Raw genomic sequence first — 17,292 nt, forward strand, 5'->3', positions numbered from 1 at the left:
GAGGTCTTACTCTTCGCGCAGAAGCTGTTCGACGGCGTCTACCACATCCTGAACGGTACGAACCGACTTGAAGGTTTCCGGCTTGATTTTCTTGCCCGTTTTCTTCTGCAGATGAACAATCATGTCCACCGCGTCAATGCTGTCCAGCTCCAGGTCTTCGTAAAGACGGGCTTCGGGCGTAATGTCCTGCGGGTCGATTTCAAAGAGCCTGGTCAGAAGGCCGCAGACTTCCTGATAAATGGTTTCTTGTTCAGTCATCGTTCACATCTCAGGCGCGTTGAGCGTTGATAAAGGACGCCAGCGTGGCGACGGAAAAGAAGTGCTGGCGCATCTCTTCGCTTTCGGCAGAAAGCACCACGCCATACTGGTTTTTTACCGCCAGACCCAGTTCCAGCGCATCAATGGAGTCCAGACCCAGCCCATCGCCAAACAGCGCGGCATCGGTATCAATATCCTCTGCGGTAAGCTCGTCCAGATTCAGCGTGGTGATAATGAGATTCTTAATTTCAAGATAAAGCGCTTGCATCATTAATTCCTGACAAAGATTGAAGGCCTGATGTTAATCGATGCTGCAGATGCCGGTTTAACTGCCTTGCCGCCAGCGCCGGTTCTTGTTCATTTGCATCGTAAAATTCGTCGATGTTCACGCGGTCGCGGACATCCACGGTGAAAACAGGTTTTTCTGGCGGTACATCATACCAGCGGTTTTTTTTATCCAGCAGGTGTTCGCTACAGTGGATCAGCACCACCCGCAGATCGCTGTTACAGCGCACGGCGATATTTGCCGCGCCGCGCTGGAGGGAGATAGCCTCGCCAAACCGGGTACGCGTGCCTTCCGGGAAGATTAACAGCGTGTCGCCCTGAGCCAGACGCTGCTGGCTGGCCGCGAGCAGGGGCTCGGCTTCGCTGTTAATCAGGTAATCCGCCGCGCGGATGACGCCGCTGACAAAGGGATTGCGCAGCAGCGCGCTTTTCACCAGGCAGTCGGTTTCGGGCATCACCGACGCCAGAATCACGTAGTCTATTAACGTGGGGTGGTTAGCCACCACCAGACAACCCCGATCGCTGCGCAGCGCGTCAAGATTGTGAATGCGATAGTCCAGTACGCCGAGGCCGCGCGCCACGGTCAGGAAGAAGCGGAAGCTGGCCGCAATGCTGCGACGCGCCAGGCGGCGACGGCTGGCGCGGTCGCGCTGGACGATCAGCAGCAGGTTGAACCAGACCAGCGACAGCAGCAGCCCGCCCACGCCAAACAGCGCGAAGCAGAAGCCGGTCATCGCCAGACGCCATAGCCAGTTGATACGGGCAGCCAGGCGGTTCATGCGCGCGTCCATTGCCACAGCAAACGTTCGCCGGGCACCGCAAACTGACGTTCCTCGCTGAGATAGCGCTGCAGGAACATCAGGCTTTGCGGCAGGGCGGGTTCTTCACCCGTGCTGCCGCTATGGGTTTCACACTGCATTCCGTTGCCGGATTCAATCACCAGCGCCAGCGCGTAAGGCCAGGTGGGCATCTGCGGCGGTAGCGCCGGATGGTAAAATTCCGGCAGCGCGCCGTCAAAATCGACCAGCAGGACGCGGGAATAGCCCGCATGCAGCAGGCTCAGCACTTCACATAAGGCCTGCTGGAAGGTGTCCAGCCCGGCAGAAATGGATGACGAGACGATGGCCTGGCGTGCGGTAATCGTAAGATTGCCCACCGCGGAATTGTGCACGGACATCGCGAAGTCGGTGGGTGAAACGGACTGCCCGGTCGCCAGAGCATGCAGAATACGGTCGTTGCGCTCCAGCTCGCCGTGGCGGCTGGAATAGACGACGGCATCAATGGCGTGGTTTTGCAGCATGGCAAGACCAATATCCACCGCCAGCTTACTGCCTGAGTTGAGGCGGCGTGCGGTCATCATGGGTAAAGCGGTCAGGCGGGGAAGCGGGGCCGCTGGATCGACGGTCAGCTGCAGGCGCGACCACGCCTGCCACTCTGTGGCATCGCTGAGTCCTGGCGCTCTCGCCTGCCAGTCGATAATGTTCAGTGAAAATTTCATCTACGCGCGTCCGCGACAAAAAAACCGTATTCAAAGGGCAGGCTGGGCCACCCGGGCAGCTAAGCTGCTCTATTGTTCACGTTTGGTGCATATCAGCAGGGTATGACCGACCCCAAGGTTGTCCAGCCGCTGTTCAACGCTGAAACCTGCGCTCTCCAGGTAGCGATAAAACTTCTCTACGCTGTAAAACCGGCTATTGCCATTCGCCATACAGGTGAAATAGAGCGAGGTGGCATTCAGGCTGAAAGAGGCTGCTTCAAATTTCTGAGCATCCCAGAAAAGCTCCATGATGCACAAACGTGCGCCTGGCTTCATGGCCTGTGCGACGCGCGTCAGCATGGCGACAATCTGATCCGGAGAGAAACAATCCAGGAACTGGCTCATCCACCAGACGTCGGCGTCACCCGGCAATGTTGCTGGGCTAAGCATATCGACAGCATGGAATGCAATACGATGAGAAAAACCTGCTTTTGCGATGTTTTCCTGCGCCAGCGCTATCTGCTGCGGCAGATCGAGGATCGTCACGGCAACATTTTCGTCATAGCGGCAGCAGCGTAACGACCATTTACCCGTATTTCCGCCCACATCGTACAATTTTGTCGGCGAGCTTGCGAATATATATGGCAAAGCAGCGTCAAAAGCGGCGTCAGAATAGTAATGATCGAAGGCGAACCAGCTCTCTTTCGCCGGAGCTGGTAATTGGGATAACGCCGGGTAGATGGTTGGCCAGTTGCCAAACACGGCTAATCCGGCCGGTTTTTCCTCCTGCAGGGCGTCCGCCAGGTGAAATAGCCCCTGATAACAAACGTCCTGGGTGAAATCCATATTTACGCGGGTCATTTCGTCGTGCAGTAAAAAATGGCCCACTTTCGCCAGAAAATAACGTCCATTCTGTTGGGTAACGATTCGACCGCTTAATCCCATATCCAGCAGTACGCTGACGCCATAGCTGCCGAGCGTGCTGTGTTCGGTTATTTCCTCGAGGCTTGCGCCCTCTTTTCCTTGTTTATCGAGCCAGGCGAGAACGCCTGAGTTACGCAGACAAAGCGCAGTCTGGAATAACATCGGGGCAAAGGCGATGCGTTGCGCTTCGGTAATGGCATCCAGTGCGCTGAGTGTGTCCTTTTCGTACATTCCTGCGTAACCTTTGAGGCTAATAAAGAGAGGTTATCGGGCCATACGCGGCCCGACTTTAGAAAAAAATTACAGCGCGGCGCTAGCGGAGAGGTTCAGCTGAATGTCGTGGTCGAGGTTATTCACCCAGCGGTTATAATTTTTGTGGATTTTACCGTCTGCCGCTTTCAGGTTAAGGCTGTTTTCATAGTTGATTGAATAGCTTGTGGCCGTGTACGGAATACTCACCTGGACCGAGTGATCGCGTGACTGCAGACGCCCCTTAATCATTCCCGGGCCGGTTTCCGTCATGATCCAGTCGCGTTTTTGGCCTGCTTTCAAAATTGCCGTTTTTACCTGATCGGCAGTATGGCCCGCGCTGACAATAGAGTGAACCTGAGCGATTGGCGCGGTACGCGCGCAGCCTGCCAGCGCGCCAACGAATACGGCAGCAGCACACCATTTAACGATCTTTTTCATCAACAACTCCATATCAATAATAACAATTAAAGGCAGTGGTTTTTACAAATAATATTCATCCGGCTTTTTGTTATCGCCAGGCGTATTTTTAATCAATATTAATGTTTGCATTACGTTGAAGCGAAGGCGGGAATAATAGCATGGAAAATAAATAAGGATTTCATTTTTTATAATTTGCGTTAAATCATGAATTGCGTTTGAACGTAATGCGCGCGGCGTAATTAAAACCGGAATGAATATCGCCTTAACGCAAATAAAAATACCGCGACGGATTAGGGGCGCGGTAATTCATGGTGTATTACTGACGGTTTAAACCTACCTGTAAAGGTAGGTCGGTTAGCCGGGTAACCGGCTTTTCGGCCTCCCCGGACCGAGCAGGATCGCCAGCTTGCTGCCGCCTTTGGTGGTTTCCATCCAGATTTTACATACGCTGGTAAGGGGGACCGACAGCAGCATACCGACCGGGCCCAGCAGCCATCCCCAAATCAGTAAGGATAAAAAGACCACCAGCGTCGACATGCCCAGCCGGTGCCCCATCATGCGCGGCTCAAGAATATTGCCCAGCACCATATGCACCACGAGGAACAGCGCGCCGACCAGCATGCATTCGTAGAAGCCGTTAAACAGAAACGCCTGAATCATCGGCGGCACGGCGGAAAGTACCGCGCCAATATTGGGCACGTAGTTCAGCAGAAAGGCCAGCACGCCCCACATCAGCGCGAACTGCACGTCCATCAGCATCAGCCCCAGCCAGACAATCACCCCGGTCCAGACGCTCAGGAGCGTTTTCAGCGCCAGATATTTGGAGACGCCCTTCAGGGCCCGGTGTAACCCGGCAATGTGAATTTGCGGATTGTTCAGCGCAAAGCGCAGCTTATAGGGGACGTGGCGGACTTCGAACAGCATAAACACAACGGTCATGACCAGCAGCAGAATGCTGGCCATCGCGCCGGAAAGCCCCGTCATCAAGGTGGTGGCGTAGGTCATGACCTTCTCGGAGTCCATCCTGCGCAGCATCCGTTCGGGTGAGATATGCAGATTGAGGAAGGGCACCATCTCCTGCAGCGCGACAATTTTACGCGTCAGCTCTTTATTGTACTGCGGCAGCATGGTGGAGAATTCGCTCAGCGATGCCGCCAGCACGCCGAAGAGCGCCGTCAGGCCAATCAGCATGACAATAACCACGATGGTGATGGCTACCGGACGGCTGACGCCCCGGCGTAAAAACCAGGTGACCAGCGGATTTAGCACAATGGCAAAAAAGAGCGCCAGCAGGAGCTGAACAATAATATCGGCGGCAGCATGGATACCCGCAAGGATAACCACCAGGCAGGCGAGTTTTAATAAGATGTGGAGTCCAGCTTTGTCGGACGGGTTAGCGATCATGCGTGTTCCTTAATATGATGACCCGATAAGTGTAGTGCCCGGGCTTCGCTTCGTCTGGCACCGTTAATCTGAAAGTCGGGGCTGATTTTCTTATTGCGCCGTGGTAATAGTGAAACACTGTTGTAAAAAATCCAGGTAGAACCCCATGCCCGAACCTGCCGCTGAACCGGCACTGAGCGGACTGCGCCTCAATCTGCGCATCGTTTCCGTTGTGATTTTCAACTTTGCCAGCTATCTGACCATTGGCCTGCCGCTGGCGGTCCTGCCGGGCTATGTCCATGACGTGATGGGCTTCAGCGCCTTCTGGGCGGGGCTGGTGATAAGCCTGCAATATTTCGCCACGCTCCTCAGCCGCCCGTATGCCGGGCGCTACGCGGACACGTTCGGTCCAAAAAGCATCGTGGTGGTGGGATTGTGCGGCTGTTTCCTTAGTGGCCTGAGCTACCTGCTGGCTGCCACCACCGGCCACTGGCCGCTGGTCAGCCTGGCGCTGCTCTGCCTGGGCCGCGTCATTCTTGGCATCGGGCAAAGTCTGGCGGGAACCGGCTCAACGCTGTGGGGCGTGGGGGTGGTAGGCGCGCCGCACATTGGCCGGGTGATCTCCTGGAACGGGATTGTCACCTACGGTGCGATGGCGCTCGGGGCGCCGCTCGGCGTGGCCTGCTATGCGTTTGGCGGGCTGTATGGGCTGGCTATCACCATTATGGCGGTCGCGCTGCTGGCAATCCTCTTTGCGCTGCCGCGCCCGAAAGTGAAGGCCAGCAAAGGCAAGCCGCTGCCGTTTCGGGCGGTGCTGGGGCGCGTCTGGCCGTACGGCATGGCCCTGGCGCTGGCGACCACCGGCTTCGGCGTGATTGCGACCTTCATTACCCTGTTCTACGACGCCAAAGGCTGGGACGGCGCAGCCTTTGCGTTAACCCTTTTTAGCTGTGCGTTTGTTGGCGCCCGCCTGCTTTTCCCTAACGGCATCAACCGTCTTGGCGGACTGAATGTGGCGATGATCTGCTTTGCGATAGAGATTGTCGGGCTGCTGCTGACCGGAATAGCGATGGTGCCCTGGGTCGCGAAAGTGGGCGTGTTCCTCGCGGGGGCTGGCTTTTCCCTGGTCTTCCCGGCGCTGGGCGTGGTGGCGGTAAAAGCCGTACCGCAGCAGAATCAGGGGGCGGCGCTGGCGACCTATACGGTGTTTATGGATATGTCTTTAGGCATTACCGGCCCGCTGGCGGGGCTGGTGATGGCCTGGGCAGGAGTTCCGGTGATCTATCTTGCCGCGGCGGGACTGGTGGTGATTGCGCTGCTGCTGACGTGGCGGCTAAAAAAATGGCCCCCGGTGCAGGCACCGGAGGCCACGTCATCATCGTGAAGCGTTACTGGATCACGATGGTGTTAATAATGTTTTCAGCAGCCGTCTGCGCTTTCTGCTGATCTTCCGCTGGCAGGGTGATCTGCAGGGTCAGCAGCTTATTATCAACCTTGCCCAGCACCACAGAAGAGTATGCGGTCTGGCCTTTTGCGGAGATGATGCTGTCGAGCTGTTGCAGCGTGTGGCCTTTCAGCTCGATGGATTTATTGGTCACGACCTGCAGCTGAGGATCGCGGCCGCGCTGCTGATCTTCCAGACGTTTGGACAGGACGGCCAGATCTTCGCTGGTATCGTCGCCCACAATCACAATAACCGCTTTCTGCCCGGTTGCGTCGGAGTAAACGTGCATGTTATTCGCCTGGGTCCCCAGCTTGCCGCTCTGATCGGTCATATCGGCTGGCAGAGAGAAGCTGAGTTTGCCATCCATCAGATTCACCGGCTGGCCGGTCGCGTTGCTCTCTGCGGATGCGCCCTGAGCAGGCGTTTTCGTGTCGCTGTTATCACAGGCTGCAAGACCCACAACCAGCAGGCCAATCCCGACATATTTAACCAGATTGCGCATTGACTTCTTCCTTTCGATAAACGGCCATAACGGCTCATTCGCTCATCTTATCACAACTGATAAAGCGAACCCTTAACCAGCCTGCAATGCCGTGATTTCAGATTTATCTGCCAGCCTTTTCAGCAGCATATTGAGCAGCACGCCGTACATCGGCAGGAAGAACACAATGCTAATGAGCACCTTGAAGCAGTAGTCCACCAGCGCGATTTCCATCCAGTGTTCAGCCATGAACGCATCCGGGCTGCGCCAGAAGGCGATGAAGAAGAAGGCCAGCGTATCGCTCACGTTACCGAACAGCGTGGAGGCGGTTGGCGCCATCCACCAGCGATGATTCTGACGCAGGCGGTTAAACACATGCACATCGAGGATCTGCCCCAGCGCGTAGGCCATAAAGCTTGCCGCGGCGATACGGGCAACAAACAGGTTGAAGTGGGTTAATGCTTCAAAGCCCTGCCAGCTTCCCATATAAAACAGTGACGAAACCACGTACGAGATGAACAGCGCCGGGAGCATGACCGAAAAAATAATACGGCGAGCCAGCGGTGCGCCAAAGATACGCACGGTCAAATCCGTCGCGAGGAAAATAAACGGGAAGCTGAATGCGCCCCAGGTGGTGTGAAAACCAAAGATGGAGATCGGGAGCTGCACCAGATAGTTGCTGGAGGTGATCACCAGCAAATGGAAAAGCGAAAGCCAGAACAACGCTTTTACGCGCTGTGATTCAGAAAACGACGTCATATTGTGACCTTTTTATACGTTGGGGTGAGGGAACCCAATAAAAACCGCAGCATGATACTGCTTTGTCAGGACATTGCAATGGTTAGTTTTTACGCAATCGTTAACCTGGTTTGCATTGATCGCAACCGGGCGTAAACTACAGCCGTTTTTACCAGACCGAGAAGACCATGACCGACCTGTTTTCCAGCCCAGACCACACTCTTGATGCCCAGGGCCTTCGCTGCCCGGAGCCGGTAATGATGGTACGCAAAACCGTGCGCAACATGCAGACCGGTGAGACGCTGCTGATTATTGCCGACGACCCGGCCACGACCCGCGATATTCCCGGCTTTTGTACCTTTATGGAGCATGAACTGGTGGCACAGCAGACCGAAGCGCTGCCGTACCGGTATTTGATTCGTAAGGGGTAGATGGGCTGGCGTTGCTGTAGGTCGGGTAAGGCGAAGCCGCCATCCGACGAATATGTGTCCTCTGCGGCCTGATGCCCTCACCCCGACCCTCTCCCACGGGGAGAGGGGGCAAACACTAAAAACGGCAATCTTTGATTGCCGTTTTGCGTTTACCTAGCCTTTCATCCACGCGCGGATCCCGTCCAGGAACATCTGCGTTGCCATCATCACCAGAATCAGCCCCATCAGGCGTTCCAGCGCGTTCACCCCTTTCTCACCCAGCAGGCGCAGGAATAGCGACGACTGCAGCAGGATGATAAACGTCCCGCCCCAGGCGATCAGCAGGGCAATCACCAGATGGCTCATCTGGTTCGGATACTGATGCGACAGCAGCATCAGCGTGGCCAGAATCGTTGGCCCGGCGACGAGTGGAATCGCCAGCGGCACGATAAACGGCTCTTCACCCGCGGGCAGGCCGCTGCTGCTGCCTTCCGCGCTCGGGAAAATCATCTTAATGGCAATCAGGAACAGAATAATCCCGCCGGAAATCGAAACGGTTTCGGCGCGCAGGTTGAGGAATGCGAGAATTTTCTCACCGGCAAACAGGAAGATAAACATCACCAGCAGGGCGATGAGCAGCTCGCGGATCATAATCGCCCGGCGGCGCTTCGGCTCGGTGTGCTTCAGCACCGACATGAAGATAGGCAGGTTTCCCAGTGGATCCATAATCAGGATCAATAAAACCGCCGCGGAAATGATTTCACTCATCTTTAAATTATCCCTGATACTTAGTAGTGTTATTCCGATGATTAGCGCTTTTTCTGATTGCCGGGCAATCATCGATTAATTTCGCTTGCGACTTTGGCAGCATTTTGTAATGTGAAGCATATCCCAGTTCAATACTGGCTTGCACAATCAGCACACACCCTCAGCAGGAAAAAAATGCTATGAAAAACGTTGGTTTTATCGGCTGGCGCGGTATGGTCGGCTCTGTACTCATGCAACGCATGGTTGAAGAGCGCGATTTCGACGCTATCCGCCCGGTCTTCTTCTCCACTTCCCAGCTCGGCCAGGCTGCTCCGTCCTTTGGTGGTACCACAGGCACGTTGCAGGATGCTTACGATCTGGAAGCGCTGAAGGCACTCGACATTATTGTGACGTGCCAGGGCGGCGATTATACCAACGAAATCTATCCAAAGCTGCGTGAAAGCGGCTGGCAGGGCTACTGGATTGACGCGGCCTCTTCGCTGCGCATGAAAGACGATGCCATCATCATTCTCGACCCGGTAAACCAGGGCGTCATCACCGACGGCCTGAACAACGGCGTGAAAACCTTTGTCGGCGGTAACTGTACCGTCAGCCTGATGCTGATGTCCCTCGGCGGCCTGTTCGCGCAGGATCTGGTTGAGTGGGTCTCCGTGGCGACCTACCAGGCGGCGTCCGGCGGCGGCGCGCGTCATATGCGCGAGCTGCTGACCCAGATGGGCCTGCTGCACCAGAGCGTCGCGACCGAGCTGGCAAACCCGGCGTCCGCGATCCTCGATATTGAACGTAAGGTCACTCAGCTGACCCGCAGCGGCGAGCTGCCGGTGGATAACTTCGGCGTACCGCTGGCCGGTGGCCTGATCCCTTGGATCGACAAACAGCTGGATAACGGCCAGACCCGCGAAGAGTGGAAGGGCCAGGCTGAGACCAATAAAATTCTCGCGACCGCGAACACCATTCCGGTTGACGGTCTGTGCGTGCGTATCGGCGCGCTGCGCTGCCACAGCCAGGCCTTCACCATTAAACTGAAAAAAGATGTGTCTATTCCGACCGTGGAAGAGCTGCTGGCCGCGCACAACCCGTGGGCGAAAGTGGTACCAAACGATCGCGATATCACCATGCGCGAGCTGACCCCGGCTGCCGTTACCGGCACGCTGACCACGCCGGTTGGCCGTCTGCGTAAGCTGAACATGGGGCCGGAGTATCTCTCCGCGTTCACCGTCGGCGACCAGCTCCTGTGGGGCGCCGCCGAGCCGCTGCGCCGCATGCTGCGCCAGCTGGCGTAATAATTTGTTAACTACCGGGGGTGATTTTCACCCCTTTTTTTTGCGTACTACATGGAGTAACACGCGTATGTCTTATTTTTTATCAGGAGTCATCTAGAGCGTTGGCTATGCTTTAAGGAAGAGTCATTTCTTACCTGAGGTTCGAACGGAGCAGAATGGATGCACATTTTTGTGCTGTCCCGTTCAGGTCACATTAAAAGTCGTCCCGGAGCGCTTAAAAAGGACGACATAAAAAACAGGATGAATACCATGTCCGATCGTGTGGATAGAGACGTGATTAATGCGCTTATTGCGGGTCATTTTGCTGACCCCTTTTCTGTGCTTGGGATGCATCAAACTGAGGATGGCCTTGAAGTTCGGGCACTGTTACCGGATGCCACAGAAGTCTGGGTGATTGAACCCAAAACCGGCCGCAAGGTGGGTAATCTTGAATGCCTCGATTCCCGTGGCTTCTTTTCGGGCGTAATGCCCCGCCGTAAAAACCCTTTTCGCTATCAGCTCGCCGTTCTCTGGCACGGTCAGCAAAACCTGATTGACGATCCTTACAGCTTCGGCCCTCTGCTTAAAGAGATGGACGCCTGGCTGCTCTCCGAAGGAACGCATCTTCGCCCTTATGAAACCCTGGGTGCCCATGCCGATACCATGGACGGCATTACCGGCACGCGGTTCTCCGTGTGGGCACCTAACGCCCAGCGCGTCTCCGTTGTCGGCCAGTTCAACTACTGGGACGGTCGCCGCCACCCGATGCGCCTGCGCCGGGAAAGCGGCATCTGGGAGCTGTTTATCCCCGGAGCGCACCCCGGGCAGCTTTATAAATTCGAGATGATCGACGCCAACGGAAAGCTGCGCATTAAAGCCGACCCGTATGCCTTCGAAGCGCAGATGCGCCCGGATACCGCGTCGCTGATTTGCGGCCTGCCGGAGAAGGTCGTCCAGACGGAGGAGCGTAAACAGGCCAACCGCTTTGACGCGCCCATCTCCGTCTATGAGGTACACCTTGGCTCCTGGCGTCGCCACACCGATAACAACTTCTGGCTCAGCTACCGTGAGCTTGCCGACCAGCTAGTGCCCTATGCCAAATGGATGGGCTTTACCCACCTTGAGCTGCTGCCGGTCAACGAGCACCCGTTCGACGGCAGCTGGGGCTATCAGCCCACCGGGCTGTATGCGCCAACGCGCCGCTTTGGCACGCGCGATGACTTCCGCTATTTCATTGATGCCGCGCACGCCGCCGGGCTGAACGTCATCCTCGACTGGGTGCCGGGCCATTTCCCTGCGGATGATTTCGCGCTGGCAGAGTTTGACGGCACGAAGCTGTACGAGCACAGCGACCCGCGCGAAGGCTATCACCAGGACTGGAACACGCTGATCTACAACTACGGTCGCCGTGAGGTCGCAAACTACCTGGTAGGGAATGCCCTGTACTGGATCGAGCGGTTTGGTATTGACGCCCTGCGCGTCGATGCGGTGGCGTCGATGATCTACCGCGACTACAGCCGCAAAGAGGGCGAGTGGATCCCGAACGAGTTTGGCGGGCGTGAAAACCTGGAAGCGATTGAATTCCTGCGCAATACCAACCGCATTATCGGCGAACAGGTGGACGGTGCCGTGACCATGGCGGAAGAGTCGACCGACTTTGCGGGCGTCTCCCGTCCGCCGTCATTAGGCGGCCTGGGGTTCTGGTATAAGTGGAACCTGGGCTGGATGCACGACACGCTCGACTACATGAAGCTGGATCCGGTTCACCGTAAATATCATCACGATAAGCTGACGTTCGGGATGCTCTACAACTACACCGAAAACTTCATGCTGCCGCTGTCGCATGATGAAGTGGTGCACGGCAAAAAATCCATTCTCGACCGCATGCCGGGCGACGCGTGGCAGAAGTTTGCCAACCTGCGCGCCTACTACGGCTGGATGTTTGCCTTCCCGGGCAAGAAACTGCTGTTTATGGGCAATGAGTTCGCACAGGGACGCGAGTGGAACCACGACGCCAGCCTCGACTGGCACCTGCTGGAAGGAGGCGACAACTGGCACCACGGGGTGCAGCGTCTGGTGCGCGACCTGAACCTGACCTACCGCCACCACAAAGCGCTGCACGAGCTCGACTTCGATCCGTACGGCTTTGAGTGGCTGGTAGTGGACGACCACGAGCGCTCGGTGTTTGTCTTTGTGCGTCGTGACAAAGCGGGTAACGAAATCATCGTCGCCAGCAACTTCACGCCGGTGCCGCGCGAACACTACCGCTTCGGCATTAACCAGCCGGGCAAATGGCGCGAGATCCTGAATACCGACTCGATGCACTATCACGGCAGCAACGCCGGTAACGGCGGGCTGGTCCAGAGCGACGCCATCGAAAGCCACGGGCGACCCAACTCCCTGAGCCTGACGCTGCCGCCGCTTGGCACCATCTGGCTGATGCGGGAGGGCGAATGACGCAGCTTACGGCAGGTGAACCCGAACCGCTCGGCGCGCGTTTTGACGGAAAGGGTGTCAATTTCACCCTCTTTTCCGCTCATGCTGAGCGGGTAGAACTGTGCGTGTTTGACGGGGAAGGTAACGAGCACCGTTACGATTTACCCACGCGCACGGGGGATACCTGGCACGGCTACCTGGCCGGGGGACGGCCAGGCATGCACTATGGCTTTCGCGTGCACGGTCCGTGGGAGCCGGCGCAGGGCCACTGGTTTAACCCGGCGAAGCTGCTGATTGATCCGTGCGCGCACCGCGTGGACGGTGAATTTAAAGACGACCCGCTGTTCCACGTGGGCTACGGCGAGCCCGACCACCGCGACAGCGCGCCCGTCGCGCCAAAAAGCGTGGTGGTGAACGATCTTTATGACTGGGAAGACGATGCCCCGCCGCAGACGCCGTGGGGCAATACCGTCATTTATGAAGCCCACGTCAAAGGGCTGACCTACCTTCACCCGTCGATCCCCAAAGAGATGCGCGGCACCTATAAGGCGCTCGGGCATCCCACCATGATCGCCTACCTGAAGCACCTCGGCATCACCGCCCTGGAACTGCTTCCCGTCGCCCATTTTGCCAGCGAGCCGCGTCTGCAGCGGCTGGGGCTTAGCAACTACTGGGGCTACAACCCGCTGGCGATGTTCGCGCTTGAGCCGCGCTATGCCGCCCATCCGGAAAAGGCGCGGGACGAGTTTCGCGATGCGGTGAAGGCGCTCCACGCGGCGGGCATTGAGGTCATTCTGGACGTCGTGCTGAACCACAGTGCTGAAAGCGATCTCGACGGTCCGACGCTCTCCATGCGCGGAATTGATAACCGTAGCTATTATTGGATCAGGCAGGATGGCGATTATGAGAACTGGACCGGCTGCGGTAACACGCTCAACCTCAGCCATCCGGCGGTCACGCATTTTGCTTATGAATGCCTGAAATACTGGGTGGAAACGTTCCACGTCGACGGTTTTCGTTTCGACCTGGCGCCCGTAATGGGGCGCACGCCGGCGTTCACCCAGCAGGCTCCGCTGTTTGAGGCGATAAAAAACTGTCCGGTGCTTTCGCAGGTGAAGCTCATCGCGGAGCCGTGGGACATCGGGGAAGGTGGTTATCAGGTCGGGAATTTCCCGCCGCTGTTTGCCGAGTGGAACGATCACTACCGCGATGCCGCGCGCCGCTTCTGGCTGGAACGGAATCTGTCGCTGGGGGAGTTCGCCGGACGCTTTGCCGCTTCAAGCGATCTCTTTAAGCGCGACGGCAAACGCCCGTCGGCCACCGTCAATCTGTTGACGGCACACGACGGTTTTACGCTCAGGGACTGCGTTTGTTTCAATCAGAAACACAATGAGGCAAACGGCGAAGAGAATCGCGATGGCACTAACAATAACCATAGCTTTAATCATGGTATAGAAGGGTTAGGCGGAAGCCTGGACGTCATCGAGCGGCGACGCGCCAGCGTTCATGCTTTGCTGACAACGCTTTTATTGTCGCAGGGCACGCCGATGCTGCTGGCAGGCGATGAACACGGCCATAGCCAGCACGGTAACAACAATGCGTATTGCCAGGACAACACGTTAACCTGGCTCGACTGGGGTGAAGCCAACAGCGGGCTGATTCATTTTACCGCTGCGCTGATCCATCTTCGCCAGCAGATCCCCGCGCTGACCGCCGACCGCTGGTGGGATGAGGGTGACGGCAACGTTCGCTGGTTGAATCAAGACGCGCAACCGTTAAGCGCGCAAGAGTGGCAACACGGCGTACCACGCCTGCAAATCCTGCTGTCGGATAAATGGCTGGTCACGCTGAACGCGACGGATGACGTCGCAGAGATTGTTTTACCTGAAGGGGAATGGCGAGCTGTTCCCCCCTTTGCCGGAGCGGATAATCCGGTAGTAATGGCTGTCTGGCACGGGCCTGCGCACGGAGTGTGCGTATTCCAAAGATGATAAAAAAGGAGTTAGTCATGGTTAGATTAGAGAAGAACGATCCCTTAATGTTGGCGCGCCAGCTACCATTAAAAACGGTTGCCCTGATACTTGCGGGTGGACGTGGTACCCGTCTGAAAGATTTGACCATCAAGCGCGCGAAACCGGCTGTTCACTTTGGTGGTAAGTTCCGTATCATCGACTTTGCGCTCTCCAACTGTCTCAACTCGGGCATTCGCCGTATTGGCGTCATTACGCAGTATCAGTCGCACACGCTGGTTCAGCATATCCAGCGCGGCTGGTCATTCTTCAGCGAAGAGATGAACGAGTTTGTCGATCTCCTTCCCGCTCAGCAGCGCGTCCACGGCGAGAACTGGTACCGCGGAACGGCGGATGCGGTGACGCAGAACCTCGACATCATTCGTCGCTACAGCGCGGAATACATCGTGATCCTCGCCGGGGACCATATCTACAAGCAAGATTACTCCCACATGCTCATCGACCACGTCGAAAAAGGGGCGCGCTGCACCGTAGCGTGTCTGCCTGTGCCCGTTGCTGAAGCGACGGCGTTTGGCGTGATGCATGTGGATGCCGACGACAAAATTATCGACTTTGTTGAAAAACCGGCGAACCCGCCAACCATGCCCGGCGATGACACCAAATCGCTCGCCAGCATGGGGATTTATGTCTTTGATGCAGATTATCTTTATGAGCTGCTGGAAGATGACGACAAAGACGAAAACTCCAGCCACGACTTCGGTAAAGACATCATTCCGAAAATCACGAAAGCTGGCATGGCGTATGCACATCCTTTCCCGCTGTCCTGCGTGCAGTCCGATCCCAATGCGGAACCTTACTGGCGCGATGTGGGAACTCTGGAAGCGTACTGGAAAGCGAACCTCGACCTGGCGTCAGTCACGCCTGAGCTGGATATGTACGACCAGAACTGGCCGATTCGTACCCATATGGAATCGCTGCCGCCGGCCAAATTCGTGCAGGACCGCTCCGGCAGCCACGGTATGACGCTGAACTCGCTGGTGTCCGGCGGGTGCATTATTTCAGGCTCGGTGGTGGTGCAGTCGGTGCTGTTCCCCCGCGTGCGGATAAATTCATTCTGTAATATCGATTCGGCAGTCTTACTGCCTGATGTCTGGGTAGGGCGCTCGTGCCGTCTGCGTCGCTGCGTTATCGATCGTGCCTGCGTCATTCCAGAAGGGATGGTGATTGGTGAGAACGCGGAAGAAGACGCGCGTCGTTTCTATCGTTCGGAAGAGGGGATCGTGTTAGTCACACGGGAAATGTTGCGGAAGCTGCAGATCAAACAGGAGCGATGATGCAGGTTTTACATGTATGTTCTGAGATGTTCCCGTTGTTAAAAACGGGCGGTCTGGCAGATGTTCTGGGTGCATTACCGGCGGCGCAAATCGCCGGAGGCGTGGATACCCGAGTCCTGCTGCCCGCCTTTCCGGATATCCGGCGCGGTATTCCCGATGCAAAAGTGGTGACCCGCCGTGAGACCTTCGCCGGACGCATCACCCTGCTGTTTGGACATTACAATGGCGTAGGGATTTACCTGATCGACGCGCCGCACTTATACGATCGACCGGGCAGCCCGTATCACGATACGAACCTGTTCGCCTACACCGATAACGTGCTGCGCTTTGCGCTGCTCGGCTGGGTCGGGGCAGAAATGGCGACGGGGCTGGATCCGTTCTGGCGCCCGGATGTGGTGCACGCGCACGACTGGCACGCCGGGCTTGCCCCGGCGTATCTCGCGGCGCGCGGCCATCCGGTCAAATCGGTCTTTACCGTGCATAACCTGGCGTATCAGGGGATGTACTATGCCCATCACATGAGTGAAATCGATCTGCCATTATCGTTCTATAACATGCACGGGCTGGAATTTAACGGGCAGATCTCGTTCCTGAAAGCCGGGCTGTACTACGCCGATCACATCACGGCGGTGAGCCCAACCTACGCGCGTGAGATCACCCAGCCGGAGTTTGGCTACGGCATGGAAGGGTTGCTGCAACAGCGCCACCGCGAAGGTCGCCTGTCGGGCATTCTGAACGGCGTGGATGAACAGATCTGGAGCCCGGAAACCGATCTCCTGCTGGCGGCGCGCTATGGCCGTGATTCCGTGGAAGACAAAGCGGAAAACAAACGCCAGCTGCAGATTGCGATGGGCCTGAAGGTTAACGACAAAGTGCCGCTGTTCGCGGTGGTCAGCCGCCTGACCAGCCAGAAAGGGCTGGATCTGGTGCTGGAGGCGCTGCCCGGTTTACTGGAGCAGGGCGGGCAGCTGGCGCTGCTCGGCGCGGGCGACCCGGTGCTGCAGGAAGGTTTTCTTGCCGCCGCGGCGGAACATCCGGGGCAGGTGGGCGTGCAGATTGGCTACCACGAAGCGTTCTCGCACCGCATTATGGGCGGCGCGGACGTCATCCTGGTGCCGAGCCGTTTCGAACCCTGCGGCCTGACGCAGCTTTACGGCCTGAAATACGGCACGCTGCCGCTGGTACGCCGTACGGGCGGACTGGCGGATACCGTATCCGATAGCTCTCTGGAAAACCTGGCGGACGGTATCGCCAGCGGGTTTGTCTTTGAGGACAGTAATGCCTGGTCGCTGCTTCGGGCGATTCGGCGTGCTTTCGTCTTGTGGTCCCGTCCATCGCTCTGGCGTTACGTTCAGCGTCAGGCGATGTCCATGGACTTTAGCTGGCATGTCGCGGCGCAGTCATACCGCGATCTCTATCAACGCTTGATGTAACGAGGCGAAGTTACTGA

The 17,292-nt window shown here is 57.0% G+C and carries 17 protein-coding genes; 7 read left to right on the forward strand and 10 right to left on the reverse strand.

Going from position 1 to position 17,292, the window contains the following annotated elements; genetic code table 11:
* Positions 1–6: 6 nt before the first annotated feature.
* From INF68_RS18940 to INF68_RS18970, 7 genes are all read right to left on the reverse strand, one after another.
* Positions 7–258 (reverse strand): acyl carrier protein, encoded by a 252-nt coding sequence (locus INF68_RS18940; protein WP_008503082.1) that lies wholly within the window; start codon positions 256–258, stop codon positions 7–9.
* 10 nt (positions 259–268) lie between these two features.
* A complete protein-coding gene (locus INF68_RS18945) occupies positions 269–526 on the reverse strand; it encodes a phosphopantetheine-binding protein (protein WP_008503081.1) in 258 nt (85 codons plus the stop codon).
* Entirely contained in the window at positions 507–1,322 is an 816-nt protein-coding gene (locus tag INF68_RS18950) for a 1-acyl-sn-glycerol-3-phosphate acyltransferase (RefSeq protein ID WP_126786778.1), read from the reverse strand. The genes INF68_RS18945 and INF68_RS18950 overlap by 20 nt, the downstream gene beginning before the upstream one ends.
* Positions 1,319–2,041, reverse strand: coding sequence for a beta-ketoacyl synthase chain length factor (locus INF68_RS18955; protein ID WP_126786779.1), 723 nt, complete (start codon positions 2,039–2,041; stop codon positions 1,319–1,321). Before INF68_RS18955 ends, INF68_RS18950 begins: the two co-directional genes overlap by 4 nt.
* Before the next feature lie 69 nt (positions 2,042–2,110).
* The gene (locus INF68_RS18960) at positions 2,111–3,175 is read right to left on the reverse strand and encodes a methyltransferase (RefSeq protein ID WP_032662220.1); all 1,065 of its coding nucleotides are present in this window, start codon (positions 3,173–3,175) and stop codon (positions 2,111–2,113) included.
* Positions 3,176–3,244: 69 nt separating this feature from the next.
* Positions 3,245–3,634 (reverse strand): hypothetical protein, encoded by a 390-nt coding sequence (locus tag INF68_RS18965; RefSeq protein ID WP_126786780.1) that lies wholly within the window; start codon positions 3,632–3,634, stop codon positions 3,245–3,247.
* A gap of 336 nt (positions 3,635–3,970) precedes the next feature.
* Entirely contained in the window at positions 3,971–5,020 is a 1,050-nt protein-coding gene (locus INF68_RS18970; RefSeq protein ID WP_023309517.1) for an AI-2E family transporter, read from the reverse strand.
* 145 nt (positions 5,021–5,165) lie between these two features.
* Here INF68_RS18970 and INF68_RS18975 point away from each other — a divergent pair, with 145 nt between their 5' ends.
* Positions 5,166–6,383: an MFS transporter gene (locus tag INF68_RS18975; RefSeq protein ID WP_109846164.1), complete on the forward strand. Its 1,218-nt coding sequence runs from the start codon at positions 5,166–5,168 to the stop codon at positions 6,381–6,383.
* A 4-nt stretch (positions 6,384–6,387) separates the two neighbouring features.
* On the opposite strand, the gene INF68_RS18980 is transcribed toward INF68_RS18975, so the two are convergent.
* Positions 6,388–6,945 (reverse strand): DcrB family lipoprotein, encoded by a 558-nt coding sequence (locus INF68_RS18980; protein ID WP_023309515.1) that lies wholly within the window; start codon positions 6,943–6,945, stop codon positions 6,388–6,390.
* A gap of 72 nt (positions 6,946–7,017) precedes the next feature.
* Positions 7,018–7,683, reverse strand: a complete 666-nt coding sequence (locus tag INF68_RS18985) for a 7-cyano-7-deazaguanine/7-aminomethyl-7-deazaguanine transporter (RefSeq protein ID WP_023309514.1) — start codon at positions 7,681–7,683, stop codon at positions 7,018–7,020.
* A gap of 167 nt (positions 7,684–7,850) precedes the next feature.
* On the opposite strand from INF68_RS18985, the gene tusA reads away from it, so the two are divergent.
* Positions 7,851–8,093 (forward strand): sulfurtransferase TusA, encoded by a 243-nt coding sequence (gene tusA / locus INF68_RS18990; RefSeq protein ID WP_008503071.1) that lies wholly within the window; start codon positions 7,851–7,853, stop codon positions 8,091–8,093.
* 153 nt (positions 8,094–8,246) lie between these two features.
* Here tusA and yhgN read toward each other — a convergent pair whose 3' ends face one another.
* On the reverse strand, positions 8,247–8,840 hold the full coding sequence (yhgN, locus tag INF68_RS18995) for an NAAT family transporter YhgN (protein ID WP_003861574.1): 594 nt from the start codon (positions 8,838–8,840) through the stop codon (positions 8,247–8,249).
* Positions 8,841–9,019: 179 nt separating this feature from the next.
* On the opposite strand from yhgN, the gene asd reads away from it, so the two are divergent.
* The 5 genes from asd (at position 9,020) to glgA (ending at position 17,275) form a co-directional block, all read left to right on the forward strand.
* On the forward strand, positions 9,020–10,123 hold the full coding sequence (asd, locus tag INF68_RS19000) for an aspartate-semialdehyde dehydrogenase (RefSeq protein ID WP_126786781.1): 1,104 nt from the start codon (positions 9,020–9,022) through the stop codon (positions 10,121–10,123).
* A 249-nt stretch (positions 10,124–10,372) separates the two neighbouring features.
* Positions 10,373–12,559 carry a 1,4-alpha-glucan branching enzyme gene (gene glgB / locus INF68_RS19005; protein WP_063408976.1) on the forward strand — a complete coding sequence of 729 codons (2,187 nt, stop codon included), beginning with the start codon at positions 10,373–10,375 and terminating at the stop codon, positions 12,557–12,559.
* Complete coding sequence (gene glgX, locus INF68_RS19010; RefSeq protein WP_126786782.1) at positions 12,556–14,529, forward strand: glycogen debranching protein GlgX; 1,974 nt, start codon at positions 12,556–12,558, stop codon at positions 14,527–14,529. The genes glgB and glgX overlap by 4 nt, the downstream gene beginning before the upstream one ends.
* A 17-nt stretch (positions 14,530–14,546) precedes the next feature.
* Positions 14,547–15,842, forward strand: coding sequence for a glucose-1-phosphate adenylyltransferase (gene glgC, locus INF68_RS19015; RefSeq protein WP_023309510.1), 1,296 nt, complete (start codon positions 14,547–14,549; stop codon positions 15,840–15,842).
* Positions 15,842–17,275 carry a glycogen synthase GlgA gene (gene glgA, locus INF68_RS19020; RefSeq protein ID WP_126786807.1) on the forward strand — a complete coding sequence of 478 codons (1,434 nt, stop codon included), beginning with the start codon at positions 15,842–15,844 and terminating at the stop codon, positions 17,273–17,275. The genes glgC and glgA overlap by 1 nt, the downstream gene beginning before the upstream one ends.
* Positions 17,276–17,292 lie beyond the last annotated feature (17 nt).

This window comes from Enterobacter cloacae complex sp. P16RS2, assembly GCF_014982155.1.
Classification (GTDB): domain Bacteria; phylum Pseudomonadota; class Gammaproteobacteria; order Enterobacterales; family Enterobacteriaceae; genus Enterobacter; species Enterobacter cloacae_M.